The following is a 17348-nucleotide window of genomic DNA, read 5'->3' as shown; positions in this document are numbered from 1 at the left end:
TTGCTATCAACATCAGTGGCCTTTCAGTTTTAAATAGTATTACAAACTTTTTCAATCACATTGGCTGGAAATTGCATTTCCTGCATGATCGCATCCACCATACTACGCTTACGATTCGTATTCGTGTTCGTGATCACCCAATAGGGTGTTCCTGGGATATGACGCGGTTTAGACTGTTTACCAGCTGCAAGTAATGTTTGTTCATCACCAGCAAAATAAATACGAGTTCGGCCATGCATTAGCTCTGTCGCACTCGCAAAACGATTTGCATCTAAACTATATAAAGTAGATAAAATCAACATAAAGCGGTCAATCGCTTTACTTTTTTCTGCGTAAGCATCAGATAGCAGAAGCTCTCTCATGACTCTAACAGGATTTAATGCAACAGCAGGTATACTCATCGCAGGTTCAGCTTTAATAACAGCATGTTCCTGGCCCATTTCTTTTGCTTGTACTGGCTGCCCGGATTTGAAATTTAACATACGGCGCAAAATATCCGATGCACTTTCACCGATATGCTGTGTATGGCTCGCAATATAGCGGTAAAGCTCTTCATCAACTTCTATCGTTTTCATTTTTTCCCAGTACTTATTTAACTAAAATTTGCGGTGTGATTATAAGACAGATTTAAAAAAAACAAAACAATTAAAATTTCAATGACTTAAAGTAAACATTATTCTAATGTTCAAAGATAATTCAGTGGGTTATCACGCCATTACTTTCAATATTTCACCTCAGTGACCCAATTCAATTTTTTGAAATTTACTGGCGGCGATCCCCTTAGTTATCCCCCCATTAATTTACAGCAGCCAAGATTGCCGTTTATTTGACCATTTGGATTTTATGCAGAGCCGTGACATGATAAGGCGCATGTACCGCTGACGAATTGATCAAACAAATATGACTGTATTACTTAACCATACTATTCATAAACCTGAAAATCCAATCTCAAATAGCCCTATAGTACTCATCCATGGGTTATTTGGTGACCTTAATAACTTAGGTGTTTTAGGACGTAATTTACAACAATATTTCGATACGATCCAAATTGATGTTCGTAATCATGGCGACTCATTTCGTGATGAGCAAATGAGCTACCAGCAAATGGCTCAAGATGTTATTACGTTAGTAAAATCTTTAGGTTACAAAAATGCTATTTTAATTGGCCACTCAATGGGGGGGAAAATTGCCATGGCAGCAACCGCAATCGCCCCTAATTTTATTGATAGTATCGTGGCGATTGATATGGCGCCCGTTGCTTACCAAGTCCGTCGTCATGATAAAATATTTGCGGCTCTTGATGCAGTCACAGCAAAAAATGCAAAAACTCGCCAAGAAGCTACCGTGATTATGCGTGATTACATTAACGAAGATGGCGTAATCCAATTTCTGCTTAAATCTTTTAAACAAGGTGAGTGGAAATTTAATTTACCTGCTCTCAAAACTAATTATGAAAGCATTATTGGTTGGGAAACAGTACCTGCCTGGGACAAATCCGTATTGTTAATCCCCGGTGGAAACTCCCCCTATGTACAAGCTGAATATAAAGACCAAATCGCACAACAGTTTCCGCAAGCCAAAGCATGGGTTGTCGCTGATACAGGCCACTGGGTTCATGCAGAAAAGCCAGACCATGTTTTAAGAGCTATCCATCGGTTTTTATCTATCCCCGAATAATTAATTACATTTAAATATAGATATTGAAGAGATATACAACTTTTCAATATCTTTAAATATATTTGCGGTTAAATATAATTTCTTCATTAATTACATAATGAGACTAACTTCAATACACAGCGAATTACAAACCCTGTATTATCCAAATTCCGCCCTATTTTATTATTACCTACTGTATATTTTATTAACACAGGTTTTAATTAAGAAATTAAAATAACTTAAGGAATTTATTAATATAGAAAATGGATAGTCTCAAATCAAAATCGACATTATACTTTATTAGTGTTATTGCTAAGTTATCAGGGGGGATAAACCCTAAAGAACTGGAAAAAACACTCAATGAACCTATTAGTTACAATGAAAAACTTAACCTTATTAAATCGAAATACTCCATTCGCTGTAGGAATAAATATCAGAGAAATAAAAATCTAACTAAAATAGTTTGCCCTGCTATTTTATATAATACCAAAGGAGAGGCTTTCCTATTAGCTAACCGCAACCAAGAACAAGTGCTCGTCCAGCAATTTGGCCATACACCGCCAGAGATATGGAGTATTGAAGAACTGAATCAGCAATGGAGTGGTCATTGGCTACAGGTCAGCCTTAAACAGGGGCAATTTGACATCACTTGGTTCCAAGTTGAATTTATGAAATACAAATCCATTATTTTGTGGGTTTTATTCTTTTCATTTATATTGCAAATACTTGCATTAGTTTCCCCTATTGTTATGCAAGTTATTATGGATAAAGTGCTCGTTCATAATAGCTTAGTCACCTTGGATGTTTTAATTTTTGGGTTAATTATTGCAGCACTAATAGAAGTGACATTGAAAGGGTTACGTGAGTATATTTATCACCATACCGTTAACCGCATTGACATGACACTCGGCTTAAAGCTGGTTGATCATTTACTTAGGCTGCCTATCCCCTTTTTTAAAAGTAGGCAAATAGGCGCAATTGTCACCCGAGTGAAAGAGCTCGAAACTATTCGTGAATTTTTAACCAGCAGCTTTTTTACTCTATGTGTCGATGTGCTATTTTTATTTGTATTTATTTTTGTGATGAATTTAATCTCTACAACACTCACAATAATATTTCTGTGTTCTATTCCATTTTATCTTTTATTAGCTTGGTGGTTAACACCTAAAATTGAATCCGCAGCACAACAACAGTTTACCAATATCGCCATCAATACCTCTTTTTTGACCGAAAGCATTAATGGAATCGAAACTGCGAAAAGCTTATCCGTAGAACCAAATTTTACTCGTCGCTGGGACGGCCAAACCGCTGATATGAGCCAAACTAACTTTGTATCAGGGCAAATAAGCTCACGTTCTGAACATCTGGTTATGGCTATTGAAAAAATCACCAGTGCCATTGTATTGTGGGTTGGTGCCTCTGAAGTTTTAGCATTGCAGATGACAATTGGCCAGCTTATTGCTTTTCACATGATGGTTAATCATGCTAACCAGCCTCTCATCAAACTCACTAAACTGTGGGGGGATTACATTCGAACCCGTGTCGCTATCGAAAAACTTTCCCAAATTATCAACTTACCTATTGAACAGTCTCAGCAAGAAAATAAATTGCCTCTTCAAGGGCACTTAAATTTAAAGAATATCTCGTTCCGCTACCAACCTAACATGCCATTTGTTCTAAAAAACTTTAATTTAAATATTAAAGCGGGTGAAACTATTGGTATTGTTGGTACTTCCGGGTCAGGTAAAAGTACCCTTGCTAAATTGTTACTGCGGCTCTATACCCCAGAGAGTGGCACCATTTTCGTGGATCACACGCCCATATCCGCGATTAACTTACACTCCCTTCGTCAACAAATTGGCATTGTGCTGCAAGAGAATTTTTTATTCAGCCAATCCGTTTTTCACAATATTGCTCAAACCTCACCGGATGCTTCCATGGACGAAGTCATTCATGCGGCCAAAATGGCGGGAGCACATGATTTTATTTTGAAATTGCCAAAAGGTTACGACACCGTTCTTGCCGAGGGAGGAACATCCCTTTCTGGCGGTCAACGCCAACGTATTGCAATTGCTCGGACACTACTCTCAAACCCGAGAGTAATTATATTTGATGAGGCGACTAGCGCATTAGATGACGAGTCCCAAGCCGTTATTCAAGAAAATATGCATATCATTGCAAAAGGAAGAACCATCATCACTATCGCTCATCGCTTATCAACTATTCGCCATCACCAGCGGATCATTGTGATGAAAAATGGGGAAATCATTGAGCAAGGTAGCCACCAGCAACTTATTGAACAAGGTAATTTTTATAAACACTTGTGGACTCTACAGCAGTCTCTGAAATCAGACATGGACGTAAAATGAAACATCGATTAGACAAAAACCGTTATAACAGCTTTTTGCCTTCACACTTAGCGATATTAAAGACACCTCCGTCTTATTTGGCTCTCTATGTCGCTATTTCTATTGGTATAGGCGTTTTTCTTGCTGTAACTTGGTCATTTTTTGGCAAGTTGGATATTCAAGCAACAACTCAGGGCAAACTAATTGTTTCGGGACGAACACAGTTAATTCAAGCGTTTGAATTAAGTCGTTTAGAACACATTCATGTTACTGATGGGCAAATCGTGAAACAAGGGGATCCTTTAATCACTGTCAATGTGCTCGGCGTTGACCAAGATATTCTAAGTTTAAATTATCAGCATAATTTCCATGTATCTGAAATATTAATTTATCAATCATTGATTTCACAACAGCCCCTTGAGCAGTTGCCTTTATTTAGTCAATTAACTGAAACAGAACAGAACAATACACGGGCTAGCTATCAAACACAAAAAATAGAATTTGATTCATTAATTAATGAACTTAACAATGAAATTCAATTAAATATTGTTAATCAACAAGCTAGAAAAGATGAATTACTAACCATCAACTCCCTCATTGTGAACATCAAAAAGCGCCTTGATGCACACCATTCGTTAACAGAAAAGCAGTTAATCAGCCAGAAAGAGTTTTTAGAACAAGAGCGGGAACTATTAATCGCTAAAAAAGAAAAAGTCACCAAATTATCTGAGTTATCAATTCTAAAAAGCCAGCATCACGCCTTAAATGAAAAGATGGGCAGAATGAAAGCACAAAAAAACCAAGAGTGGGATGAAAAATACAAACAAGCCGACTTTAAGCGAGTTTCTCTTGAACAAGAATTATTAAAAAATAAAGAAAGAAACCAATTAGAAATCATACGGGCTCCCGTTGATGGCACGATACAACAACTTGCCACACACACTTTAGGTGCAGTGCTACAACCCGCACAGCAGTTAATGGCTGTAGTACCTAACAATGATGTTCAATTAGCTGAAATTAAAATTTTGAATAAAGATATTGGGTTCATCCATGAAGGGTTAAGAGCAGAGGTGAAAATAGATGCTTTCCCTTACACTCGTTATGGCACAGTTGAAGGGGAAGTGATTTCCGTCTCTCGTGACAGTACTCTCGATGAAAATCTTGGATTAGTGTTCTTAGGGCAAATCGGTCTTAACCAAAAAGAACTAGTAGTTGATGGTGAGTCTATTGAACTGACACCCGGTTTATCCATTGTGGCAGAAATAAAAACAGATAAACGCCGTATTATTGATTACTTACTTAGCCCAATCAATGAATACACCTCAAACGCGATGAGGGAGAAATAATCGATGGAACAGTTAAATAATCATGGCTTGGATGCCTTAGTTTGGGTGGCTAAATATTACCAAAACACTGTTTCATCTGATCAACTCAGGCATGCAATTGGTATGCAAACTTTATCCCCTACTGAGTGGGAAATTAGAGAATGTGCACATACATTAGGGTATGAAACCGAGCTTATTACCGCGCAATATGCACAATTAAGCACGTTGCCTTTGCCTGCTTTAATCTATATAGATGGTTTTTGGCAAGTAATTAGCCAAGAAAATGAATTGGCACTCATAAACCCTATTAATGACAAACAGGAACCCATTCATAACTCTGGTGCACTTCCAGATACTGAATTTGACGTATTACTCATTAAAGAACAACTAGAGTCCGAGCAAAAAAAAGCCTTTGGCTTTAGTTGGTTTATCCCCTCTATTTTTCGGCAACATGTTAAATTACGAAATATTTTTATTCTCTCTGCCATTATTCAGCTTTTCGCCTTAATTAGCCCTTTATTATTTCAAAACTTAATCGACAAAGTGTTGGTTGGTCGAAGCCTTTCAAATTTACATGTTATTGCGTTGGCGATTTTTGCCATTGCGGTTGCAGAGCCGATATATGGCTTTATTCGTAATAAAATTTTTAGTCATAGTAGCAGCCAGATCGGTGCTGAATTATCAGGCAAAATTTATCGCCATTTAATGGCCTTACCTTTAAATTATTTTAAACTAAGGCCAACAGGTAAAATTATCGCAAGGATCCGTGAATTAGCCCATATAAGGCAATTTTTAACGGGTTCAACGCTCATGCTATTTATAGACTTTATCTTTGTCATTCTTTTTGTCGCTGTTTTATTTTCCTACAGTAGTTTGATGGCGTGGATTTTATTAGGCTCTATGGGGGTATTTTTTGTTTTATGGATGATCCTAGGCCCAATTATTCGCCAGCAAACTGAAAAATCCTATCAAGCCGATGAAAATGGTCTCACATTTCTCACTGAAAGTATTACGGGGATTGAAACCATAAAAACGACCGCGACAGAAAAATACTTTAATCAACGTTGGAAAAAAATATTTAGCAAACAGCTGACTCAAAGCTTTAAAGTTTCAATGCGCAGTGAAGTGGCCTCCCAATTAATGACATTCGTGAGCAAAATAACTACCGCAATTCTTTTATGGGTGGGTGTCAAAGAGGTATTAAATGGCGGGATTTCGCCTGGTGAATTAGTGGCATTTAATATGCTAAGTGCGCATGTTACACAACCCGTATTGCGGTTTGCCCAAGTTTGGCAGGACTTCCAACACACCATCATTTCCCTACGTCGAGTGGGAGATATTCTTGATGAACCTATAGAAAATGAACGCAAGGGGATTGCAAATACGTCAAATATTCACGGAAAAATCGAGTTTCAAAATATCCGTTTTCGTTATCAGCCTGATACGCCCGAAGTTCTCAATAATTTGTCATTAACGGTTAATGCAGGTGAATTTATTGGCATTACCGGCCCTTCAGGTTCCGGGAAAAGTACCCTAACAAAATTATTACAACGGCTTTATGTCCCACAACATGGGCAAGTTATTGTTGATGGTATGGATCTCGCGGTCGCAGATACCGTTTCATTACGCCGAAAAATGAGCGTCGTATTACAAGAAAGTACCTTATTCGTCGGGTCTATCGCTGATAATATTCGATTAAGTCATCCACAAGCGACTGACGAACAAGTTATTCACGCTGCAAAATTGGCTGGTGCTTATGAATTTATCATGACATTGACTGATAATTTTAATTATCCCTTATCAGAAAAAGGATCGAATCTTTCAGGTGGTCAACGTCAACGAATTGCACTTGCGCGTGCGTTGCTCACCGAACCCGATATTTTAATTCTCGATGAAGCAACTTCCGCACTCGATTACGAGTCACAGGGTGTGCAAATATTGATTAACGATTTTTAGCTAGCAAAGCCGCACTACAAGCCAGCCAGCATTTTTGCGATTTGCTTATTTTTGTCTATTTTTACCCATTCATATCATTTTTGTGTCACAATTTCGGCACAGCTCGGTGTATTGATCAATGATTGATTACATTTCATACCAACCATCACTAAGCTTAACTAATGATACGCACCACAATGGCGCTGTATATGTTGTTGTTTTCCCACTCTTCATGAATAACTTAGACCCGACCTGTGGCTCATTTGACGCACTATGCTGAAGCTCTAAGTGCCCCCCATTGCTACCCGAAAACGTAATCTTGTCACCTATATTCCCGTTTGTAATACTAGATAAAATAACCAAACCGCTTGTCACAACTCCAGTTTCTACGCACTCAAAGTCTATATTTCTTGTTGATACAGAATCTATTACCCTAACACCAGATGATGACTCACCGATGACCCTTTTAGCACTAACAGAATCAGAAACGAGCTTGGAATGTGACGAGTTCAAACTGCCCAGCATTCTACTTGTTGAATCAATCATTATTCCGCTTCCGGTGAATGTGTTATTTTGAAACAGGCAGTTTATTGATGAGCGTATGGATAGATAACCAGAAGTTCCTTTTCCATTAAACAAGCAACTGTAAAATTTAGTATCATCAGCAAAGCCTCGGATAACGATAGGTGTATCAGTGCTAGTGTGATTTTTGTATTTGCAGAAATTAAACACAACCCCTTTAATCGCGCTAACAACTACGTGCTGATTATTCTTTATGAATGAACAGTCGTTGAATGTTAAGGATAATATTTGCTCATAACTTACAGTGTTATTTTTTTCAGCGTATAAGCCAAACAACCCACCACTAATTAAGCATGAGTTAAACACAGTACTACCTTTATTCCCTATAAAGCGAACGCAGCTAGAGTTACCTATTCCTGAAAACTCACAGTTGTTAAATATGACTTGAGAATCAAATTTAATGTATTCCGGCATTACTACTCCCTCGAGAGTATCTAGTATTTGTATGCTTACTATATTTCTGGGTGTTAATGTAGGGGTTATTATTCTTGATTTGCAGTTTGTGAATATTGCCGATTGATTGCATCTGGATATTCCCCTGTCACCGCCGTAAACATCGATAAATGCAGGGACATCTAACCCAGTGCAATTCAAAAATTCAACGTTATATGATCCGGCGGTTCTTAAAAATCCTTGCATTGCATTTAGTGATTCACCGTTAAATGACTCTATAGTTACATTGTGAGGATGCCGGCCGTTTTCATCTGAATTATCAATCGCTGGGTCAGTAGGAGCCCTGCCCCACTCAACATCAACACCAAATCTCCATGCTCCCCTTACTATATTGAAATTGTATAATCTAACTGACCTTGATTCACCCTGGATAGCAGCAACAATACCTCCGTCAAAGTTAGAGTCTGTCGCGTAGAAATTCTCCACCTCAGAGTTAGTCGTTACATCATTACCAAACTGCTGGCCGCCAATCCAAAAAACCACTGATGATATTCTTGTTTCTTTGTATGAATTATCTCTAGTATCTGATACTTCGTAGATTATATTTTTTATTTTTGTATTTTTATTGTTATACGACAAGAATGTTGGATTAGACCTTCCGTTAGTTTGTCTGCCTTGCACATTATCTATTACTGTTGCTAATCCAAAGTCAATTTCTATTCCCGATACGCCCCTCAAATCTATCATTGAATCAAGTCTGTACTTTGCACCTCTCGTGCCGACAATTTTTGCAATCCAGCGTCTATCAGTCATGCTTCTAATTTGCTCAAGCAGGGCGTTAATGGGTGCAGAAGCATCAACATCACCATCTCTTGAAGTTATTAAATCATCAATATAAATTGTGCCACGATTAATAATTTCTTGAACAGTTAAGCCGCTTGATGTGCCAATTAACCCTGCACCTGAACTTGACTTAATATAAGATCGCAAGCTAGCATCACCAACACTAACCCAATTGCCTTTACCAATGCCTCCAGTAGATCGCGGAGTTGACCCTGCTGGGACTTGTTTAGGTAAGTCGCCATCCCATCGGTAATATTCGCCTGTAGTTTCATCGCGAAGAATATGGTTGCGTTGAGTTAATTCGTTATTTGGTAAATCAGCACCTTGCTGGAAGCTATCGATAGTAATATATCCAGCAGCGACAATGGCGGTGTTCATGTCTATTTTGAATTTCTCGACCAACTCTTTGAACAACCACTCCATGCCCGCCGCAGTAAGATGGCAGTTACCAAAGCGGTCAATGTATTTAGTCTCTAGGGATGTGGCCCATATATCTAATAATCCTGAGTTAAAGAAAAGGTCTTTGATATCACTACTTGGAACTGGCTTTTGTGTTGGTTTAACTTCTCTCATGCTTATTTTTTCCAATAAAAAAGCCAGCTCTATGGCTGGCTTGTTGGTTAATGATTGCTGTTATGCGTTATAGTCTAATTTTGCGTCGAAATATTCGGTTGCAGTTATTGTGTAGCGCTCTCCACCGAGTGGGCGTTTGTCCGTGATGACCCATTTAGTCATTTCTAACTCATCTGAAGTGGCAATGATGTAACGTGATGCAACTTGTTTGTTATATCCATCGTAGAAATTGAGCTCGATGTATTCTGGCACACTTGCGATAAAGCCGAGCTCAGTATCATTCCGAGGCTCTACTTTGAATTTCTGCGTTGTGTAGCCCATAGAATCAGTGAGATATACCCACATTTCCTCATCAAATTTGATTTTCTCACTGGTTGTGAATGCCTCTCCGTTTCGCTCAGTTACATAACCTGCTTGCTGGTTTGAATCGTATGTATCAGCAATTAGCACCATGTCTGATGGGTACACATTCCCGCCGTCAGCAAGGGTCGTTAAGCTGATACTTGTACGTTGGTGAATGAGTCGGTTAGCTTCTAGCAGAGCCCTATCCAGTGCTTGATATCGATTTCTACAGCCTTGTAAAATTATTTTGTTTGGTGTGCGTGATAGCCCTTCCGTAATTCCGTTTTCATTAACTCGAAAGCGGATATAATCCTTTTTATTGCGAACAGGTTCGACATACTCCAACTCAATGCCGTCATAGCCACTCGGCATGGACATGTCATACGATATTTTCATGTCGTTACCTGTGATATTCGAGCGATTGAAGGTGGTCATTGGGAATTCACTAGACTGCTCACGGGAGAATGTGAGCACGGCATTATCGAAATAAGCGGTTACTCTCGCAGCATTACAGATAGTTTCGATGCGCTGACCAAGAGAAATATCCTCATCGTCAAAGGTGTAATCGAAATACCCTAGCCGCTCATCTGGCAAGCTATCGTTAATTCGATATAACCCGTCGATGTCTATATTCTTCTCACTTTCGCCTGCGGTAATCAGCCAAGTGTGCAGAACTGCATCAGCAAAACTTCTCGATGGCCTGAGCGTGTAATCAACTTGCTTTGATACTCGGTCATACGAAATGTGCATGCGTGTGGCCAACAAGTTGTATTTACGCTCTCTCGCTCCTGTTGGCGCTTCCGTTGCCCTCACTGACACATTAACAATAGTGTCATTATCAAAAACAACATTCTCACGAACTCGGACAATGTGAGCGTTTTCGATTTTCATGATGCTTTGGTCGCTACTGTTATTGCGTCGAGTGAGCTGTACAGCGTAACGTCCACGTCCTGAATTCAGAGTCACTTTGTCTGTTTTGTAATAAACTCGCGCACCATTGTTAGCACTTAGTGCTGTATTGAAGCTTTGACGAGTACCCGCTATTTCCTCGTTATCCGTGTCTATCTTCCAGATTTCAACAGTTGCATTGCAGTTATCACCGCCACCAAGTTGCGCCTGTAGATGAATCCACATCTGGTCACCGTCGACAGGAGAGAAGAACGGGCCCACTGTTAAAAACTGATTGTCATAGAGAATGAATTTTGTCGTATTCACTACTGCATTTGGTGGAAGTTGCGCTAAGTCTGTTCCGCTTAGGTTGGTAAAGAAGAATTCGTAATACTCAGCAGGGTTAATCAATGAGCCGTCGTCACTCTCTTTTGCATCAACTAACTGAGCGTCGATTTTTACATCTTTAGTTACCGAACCTTGAGGCGTGTCGTAGCTCACATTTACAGTCATTGAAATAGAGCGCGGTTTTGTGAGTTCGTAGAAGTACTCAAACTCATCTTGTTTAACGATTTTTATCGCAGCTTCGCCACCTTTTATCTCACCCGAAACGACCTCATTTGCTGTCGCCGTTTGCTGCGGGATATCTTTACTTTCATTGGGACCCGGTAATTCCTGTCCGTCGATGTCAGGGAACTCGAAACCCTCGTTAATCAGTGGGATAACTTCTTTCGGCTTGTATATCTTGTAGCTAGCCCCCGCCATCGCTGTAAAATCAGATTCGGCAAATCGGATACTTTCCGTTTTATATTCGCCAATGCCGATGTTTAGCCATTCAGTTACTGTCTTGAGGTTGTTATTGTACTCAAACATTGACTGCTGAATGAGGTCAGGGAACGCCCTTACTTGACCGTGTATTTCTGGTCTTGCTTGGTATGCTCGAGCAACGTTTGTTTGTCCTGTGAGTCGGTTATTTGGGCTATCTTTGACATTCGACTCAGCAGCAGAAAACGACGGTGTTTTTGGTGCAAGAAACGAAAATACTTTTGTAACCAAGTTAAACACTGGATTCAGGATATCGCCGATAACGCCTTTAGGTTGGTCGAATACTTGAATAAAGTGCGTCGGTGTTATCTCGAAATCTAACTCGTCATCATCTTGCATCTCACGACCGTTAACGATAATCGTCGCATCGCTATGCAATTGCTGATGCACTAAAAAATCGCTATAAAAAAAAGAGCCGACTGTTAAATCGACCCTTTCTTTAGGTGTTCCCGCTATTCGTTGAATTTCAACTATCGGCATATTTCATAAACTCCAATTTTGTGAATTTCTTCTCAAGCACAATGAGCCTATCCATTCTTACAGCCCCATTCTCTCCTCGGCTATGAAATGCATTGCCATCGATAATTAATCCGATATGGGCTGGCTTAGAGCCGCGATAGCCAATGAATATCCCATCATCCACTGGGTGCTCTGTGCGCTGCCAGAATTCGACTTCATTCTCATAGCAAGTTACAAAATCATGGTCCGATTCGTAGCCAGCGTCATGATGAATTTCCGTACCTAGTACGTACCTAAAATACAACACGACAAGGCCCCAACAATCACACGCATCAAGCGTACACGCCCGATTCTTCCACGGCTTGCCAATCATCCGATTAATAAACTCTAATTTCGTCATTAAACAGTCTCCAAGCCTGTGAATTCTTCCATCGTGTAAATGCGCCCAACGTTCTTATTCAGCGGGTTATTCATCGACAGTGTGACAGTGACCGACTCGGCATCGAGTGAGCAGTCTTTCACATACAGCGACCACTCGCTTATCGGGTTATCTTTGTCGGCTGAATCAAACAATCTAAACGTTGCGATAATTGGCTTCATTCGAGTGTTTGACCGCCATAGCTTGAGTTGCTGCTTAAAGTCCTGTGCGACTCGGCTGAACTTAACCGAAGCATCGATAATCGGCGTTTTGCTCTGCTGGCTTTCAGCAAGTTCGAAGTTGCACGGCTGATACTCAATACCCCCAAGCACTTTAGGCTCTATCTGCAAGCTGACTAGATGAATGTTTCCGAATGATGGGTGATAGAATTGAATAGTTTCGTAGAATGTGCGCATTGGTCGTTGCGCTCTGTACTCTCTTAACTTCATTCTCCCCCCTTGCATCTCGGTAATCGCTCAGTGACGACGATATCGAGCAAGCCCCATTCTTCAGGTAATAGCTCGACTATCAGGTCTCCGAACTCATCATCTGTATTGTTCAGTTTTCGGCAAATAATGCTTCCCGTCCATGTCACCACACCAGCAACTATCGACGTCTGCACTGGCATTTGAACGAAGTGAACTATTTGCTCTTGCAGTCCACTACCGCCCAAATCAATCTCCATCCGAAACCAACGCTTACCGTTATCAAGATAGTTAGGGCTTCGCAGCCATTGAGCAAATCGCCTTTCCTGCTCTCGCCGCAATACCCATCGCACACTCCAAACGGTTTTCAAATCATCTGTCAAAGATTGGAAAATAGGAGCGCCAACCTGTGGCTGGTCAGTCCTAAATCCCGTGTCGATGGTCATATTTTTATCTGCCCTAATCGGCAATGGCATACCGCGAGGGTAATCAATAATTTCGTCCATATTTCACCAGTTAAAGCTTGTGAGATAAGTCATCATTTTAATAACTAATCAATCATCAGCGTTCACAATAGATTAATTTAGGTTATGTTTAACATTCAGCCCAGAGAAATAGACTGAGAATATGGCTGATAATTCTCATAATAGGATTCACTTATGCAGTTTTTACATAAAAGGATGCACTTAAATGCAGGAGATATAGTTGTTGTTGACTGCAGCCATCAGTGCAATATTCGATTAACAACTGATTCAAATTTCAATAGTTATCGAAATGGCAGGGGGTATCAGCATCATGGTGGCGGTGGTTTCTTTACCCACTTGCCAGCTAGGTTGCAAGCCCCTCACTCTGGTTATTGGAATGTGACGATAGACTTGGGTGGTGGGTCAGCCACCATAAAACATTCTATTTCAGTCATTCCAGCATGATAATTCGCCTTTAGCTTGAAATAAGGCGTTCTCAAGGGCGGCGATAATCTTTTCCTGTGTCCCGTCCTTTATGTAACCTGTTGATGCCATGCCTTCTAGCTTTTCTTCGTCGCGATACCAAATTGTTTTTCCGTTTACTTCGATTGATACTTTCATATGTTACCTCTTGATTGTTTAAAGTGACCCAGTTGCTTTTCTTGGTGCGTTATGGTGAGTTGATACAGCCCCGCTTATTTCTCGACCTTCCATGATATTGCGTACAACAATATTAATTACATCCTGTGCGTTCAGCCCCTTCTCAGTCGTTACATCAACCGTTGCGCCAGAAGCTTGTTGGTATACATTGATGATAGGAGGAAGATTTGAGCCCCCAGCCTTATCCGCTGGTACAACCTTCCCTGACTTATTCGGAATGAAAGCCTGTTTCCCGTCGTAAGTCTGGAATATCTCAGATTCACCCGATTCATTAATGCGATATGGATTACCGCCTGATACGTTACCGCCGTAGCGACGACCACCGTAATTAACACCTCTTACAGCATTAACCAGTTGAGAGCCTGCCGCCATTGCTTGCGCTATTGCTGGAATGTTTTTAGGCCACGGAATAGCAAGAGCATTGCCGATTGCCGTTTGAAGGTTTAACGATGCTTGAGCAATTGCAAACGCTTTACTAACCGCAAACAACGCTTTATATGCTGCATTTGACTCGCCTACCGCATCACCGAACGCTCCAGCAAGTGAACTCGCAAACTCAGACGTGGAACCAATGAGGCTTAGCATGTTATTTTGATATTCTTCTTGCTCCTTCTTTAATAAATCTTCTCGCTCATACGCGGCTTGCTGCATGATTGCGGTTTTAGCATCCTCATACAGTTGAGCGTTTTCAGTATCAATAAGCCGATACTTTTCTAAGGCTTCTAACTTTTGCTGTTCCTGTAGGTTTATCTGAGCTAGTGGGTCTTCTGCTGTATCGGTGTAAGGGTTTTCAGCAACCTTGGCAGCGGCTATCTCTTGATTGGCGTACTTTCTTCCCTGTTCTGCTTGAGCTAGGTTTCTTACCGCTTCCTCAGCCTTCCATTGTGCCTCAGCTAATTCCTTGGCTTTATTAATCTGCTCTTGTGTCGCTTTATTACCAAGTCTCACAACGGCATCATACTTAGCCATTTCCAATGAGTTATCTTTATACCCAGTGTTAAGTCTAGCAACTGCTTCATACTGACTTTTTAATGCATCGGCTGCTTCATTGGCTGTTTTTGCCCCTTGTTTATCAAGCTTATTTTTTTCTCTCTTTTGTTCATTGTTCTGGTAAGTAGCTACAGCATCATCTTGTAATTTCTGTATTGCCATTGGGTCAATGACGCCAGAATCATCAGCCGCAAATTTAACCTGCAACCTTACTTTTGCTTCACCTTCTAATTTTGATAATGCTAAATCCCTTTCTAGTCTTTGCTTTAACTTTTGACCATCATCTCCGCCGAAATCCAACATCAGGCTTTGAGAGTTGAATTTTTGCTTACTCTTGGTTGCATTATCAAGGTCTACACCGTACTGCCTTAGAGCTGCACTGCCATTCGGTAACAGAGTTTTAGCCTCATGAGACAATAACTCTGCGCCTTGTTTCAACTCACCGTTAAGGTCAGCTTGAAGGATCCTTATGGCGCTTTTCGCTTTCTGATAATCATTTGAAGCCTTTTCTGATTCTTGGATAGCTGCTGTCAGGGATTTCTGCGCCCTTTCAGCGCCCTTTTGTGCTACGACATAAGCATCGCTTCCCTCTTTTGCTCTGCTTAACTTTTGGTTCCAATTATTAAGCTCTTCCTGAGCCTCTCTTACTGCTTCGCCAGATTTTCCTACAACCTGAGCCAATCCTAAGAGCGCTGTGTTTATATTGCTTAATTCTGATTTTTTTTGCTCCCTATTCATATCCTGCATTCTAGTGATTAGCCCATCCAAGCCATTAGCTAGCTTGACTGCCTCATCACGAGATCGCTGCATTTCTTGATAGAAGTAAAATATTGCACCAGTTGCAAGCATTGCAGCACCAGCTGGCCCACCTATTAATGAAAATCCGCTTTTCAGCAAATTCATAGCACCAGATGCAGCTCTTGATGCAACACTTAGCCTTGATTGAGCTGCTGCAAGTTGATTAGTGGCTGCTGTTTCTGCCTTGGTTAATGTGGTTATCTCAGCAGAGTTTGCCGCAAGCTGACGTCTTATAGATGAGCGCCGTGACTCTGCTTGAGTTGCCGATAGTTGAGCACTTAAAGATTGTTGTGTAGCTACAGCAAAAGCTTTCTCTGCTTGAATTTGTTGCAATGATGCTCTGGCGGTGTTTAGTTTTTCAACAGCTAGTCTCTTGCTGTCAATGGCTGCCTTGGCAGAGTCAGCGCCAAACTTAACAATTCTATTAGATAAATCTCCAAAATATTTAGCAGCTCCAATGGCTACTACTGCTGCAATGGCGCTAGCTAGATAATCAAAGTTTTCAGTAAGCACAGCAAATCCAGCGGATACTGATCTGGTTATTCCCAGAGATTGGTTTAGCTCACCATAGTATGCCTTGGCTGAGTTCGTTAACTTTGTGAAACCATCAGCAACAGTGTTATCCATGCTATCAGCCATTGCATTATTAGCTTCTTTAGCTTTGATAACCGCATCAGCAAATAATTGGAATGAGATTTTCCCTTCAGAAGCCATTTTCTTAACTTCTGTTTCAGTGACTTTTACGCCACCTCGCATAACTGATAACTCTTTTGCAATATCGCCAATAATGGTTGGCGTTGCATTCATAATGGAGTTCCAGTTTTCACCTGCGACTTTACCAGCAACCATTGATTTATTTAGCGCGTTAATCATTGACTGGGTTTCGTTTGCGCTTGATGCGTTAGCTGTTAGCGAGGAAGACAATGACTCAATATAATCTACAGTTTGATCTGTGTTATATCCCAACTCCTGCATTGATGTTGCTGCGCCAACATAGAGTAATTGAGTGTCTTCTATTGCTTTACCGTTTCTGTTACTTATCTCTAAGAAGCGTTCCTGTATTGCTCCGTATTTGGTGATATCACCTTCAACAGACTTGAGCGCCATTTTTATTCGAGCTGCAACCTGTCCCCACTCATCAACCATACTTACAACAGCACCAACAGAGATTGCAGAAGTTACTAATGCAGCCGTCTTAGAAAGAGCAAACATTGCCTTTTCTGTTTTATTTACTGACTTGGCAGCTTTATCAAAGCTAACATCAAGATCGCTTAAGCTCCTATCGACCTGTTTATTAGCAACTAATAACTGTTCGGTATCGGCTTTTATGATGAACTCTACTGACCCAGCGTTTAATGTCATGATTAACCTCTATAAAAAAGAAAGCCCCGTCAAAATTGACAGGGCTGTTAGCTAAAAAGTTA

The 17348-nt window shown here is 40.5% G+C and carries 13 protein-coding genes; 5 read left to right on the top strand and 8 right to left on the bottom strand.

Annotated features, from left to right (window positions below; translation table 11 throughout):
• Positions 1 to 29: 29 nt before the first annotated feature.
• On the bottom strand, positions 30 to 575 hold the full coding sequence (gene seqA, locus M0M83_RS06920; protein WP_125892619.1) for a replication initiation negative regulator SeqA: 546 nt from the start codon (positions 573 to 575) through the stop codon (positions 30 to 32).
• Positions 576 to 900: 325 nt separating this feature from the next.
• On the opposite strand from seqA, the gene ybfF reads away from it, so the two are divergent.
• The 4 genes from ybfF (at position 901) to M0M83_RS06900 (ending at position 7285) form a co-directional block, all read left to right on the top strand.
• Positions 901 to 1677 carry an esterase gene (ybfF, locus tag M0M83_RS06915; protein WP_213914548.1) on the top strand — a complete coding sequence of 259 codons (777 nt, stop codon included), beginning with the start codon at positions 901 to 903 and terminating at the stop codon, positions 1675 to 1677.
• Positions 1678 to 1919: 242 nt separating this feature from the next.
• Positions 1920 to 4025 (top strand): peptidase domain-containing ABC transporter, encoded by a 2106-nt coding sequence (locus M0M83_RS06910; protein ID WP_248468009.1) that lies wholly within the window; start codon positions 1920 to 1922, stop codon positions 4023 to 4025.
• Positions 4022 to 5350, top strand: a complete 1329-nt coding sequence (locus tag M0M83_RS06905) for an HlyD family type I secretion periplasmic adaptor subunit (RefSeq protein WP_213914550.1) — start codon at positions 4022 to 4024, stop codon at positions 5348 to 5350. Before M0M83_RS06910 ends, M0M83_RS06905 begins: the two co-directional genes overlap by 4 nt.
• A gap of 3 nt (positions 5351 to 5353) precedes the next feature.
• Entirely contained in the window at positions 5354 to 7285 is a 1932-nt protein-coding gene (locus M0M83_RS06900) for a type I secretion system permease/ATPase (protein ID WP_248468007.1), read from the top strand.
• Positions 7286 to 7411: 126 nt separating this feature from the next.
• On the opposite strand, the gene M0M83_RS06895 is transcribed toward M0M83_RS06900, so the two are convergent.
• From M0M83_RS06895 to M0M83_RS06875, 5 genes are all read right to left on the bottom strand, one after another.
• Positions 7412 to 9655: a hypothetical protein gene (locus M0M83_RS06895; RefSeq protein ID WP_248468005.1), complete on the bottom strand. Its 2244-nt coding sequence runs from the start codon at positions 9653 to 9655 to the stop codon at positions 7412 to 7414.
• Between the two features lie 60 nt (positions 9656 to 9715).
• Positions 9716 to 12190, bottom strand: coding sequence for a host specificity factor TipJ family phage tail protein (locus M0M83_RS06890; protein WP_248468004.1), 2475 nt, complete (start codon positions 12188 to 12190; stop codon positions 9716 to 9718).
• Positions 12177 to 12476: a peptidoglycan endopeptidase gene (locus M0M83_RS06885; protein ID WP_336432234.1), complete on the bottom strand. Its 300-nt coding sequence runs from the start codon at positions 12474 to 12476 to the stop codon at positions 12177 to 12179. The genes M0M83_RS06890 and M0M83_RS06885 overlap by 14 nt, the downstream gene beginning before the upstream one ends.
• A gap of 92 nt (positions 12477 to 12568) precedes the next feature.
• The gene (locus M0M83_RS06880; RefSeq protein WP_248468000.1) at positions 12569 to 13036 is read right to left on the bottom strand and encodes a DUF1833 family protein; all 468 of its coding nucleotides are present in this window, start codon (positions 13034 to 13036) and stop codon (positions 12569 to 12571) included.
• Entirely contained in the window at positions 13033 to 13518 is a 486-nt protein-coding gene (locus tag M0M83_RS06875) for a hypothetical protein (protein ID WP_248467998.1), read from the bottom strand. Before M0M83_RS06875 ends, M0M83_RS06880 begins: the two co-directional genes overlap by 4 nt.
• 153 nt (positions 13519 to 13671) lie before the next feature.
• On the opposite strand from M0M83_RS06875, the gene M0M83_RS06870 reads away from it, so the two are divergent.
• On the top strand, positions 13672 to 13941 hold the full coding sequence (locus M0M83_RS06870; protein WP_248467996.1) for a DUF1883 domain-containing protein: 270 nt from the start codon (positions 13672 to 13674) through the stop codon (positions 13939 to 13941).
• Here M0M83_RS06870 and M0M83_RS21750 read toward each other — a convergent pair.
• Positions 13924 to 14097, bottom strand: a complete 174-nt coding sequence (locus M0M83_RS21750; protein WP_248467994.1) for an Rrf2 family transcriptional regulator — start codon at positions 14095 to 14097, stop codon at positions 13924 to 13926. The two genes, M0M83_RS06870 and M0M83_RS21750, sit on opposite strands and share 18 nt — an antisense overlap.
• 18 nt (positions 14098 to 14115) lie before the next feature.
• The gene (locus M0M83_RS06860) at positions 14116 to 17286 is read right to left on the bottom strand and encodes a tape measure protein (RefSeq protein ID WP_248467992.1); all 3171 of its coding nucleotides are present in this window, start codon (positions 17284 to 17286) and stop codon (positions 14116 to 14118) included.
• Positions 17287 to 17348 lie beyond the last annotated feature (62 nt).

This window comes from Providencia rettgeri (assembly GCF_023205015.1).
Taxonomy (GTDB): domain Bacteria; phylum Pseudomonadota; class Gammaproteobacteria; order Enterobacterales; family Enterobacteriaceae; genus Providencia; species Providencia rettgeri_E.
The sequence above is the reverse complement of the archived record's forward strand: the minus strand, read 5'-3'. Positions and strand labels throughout refer to the sequence as shown.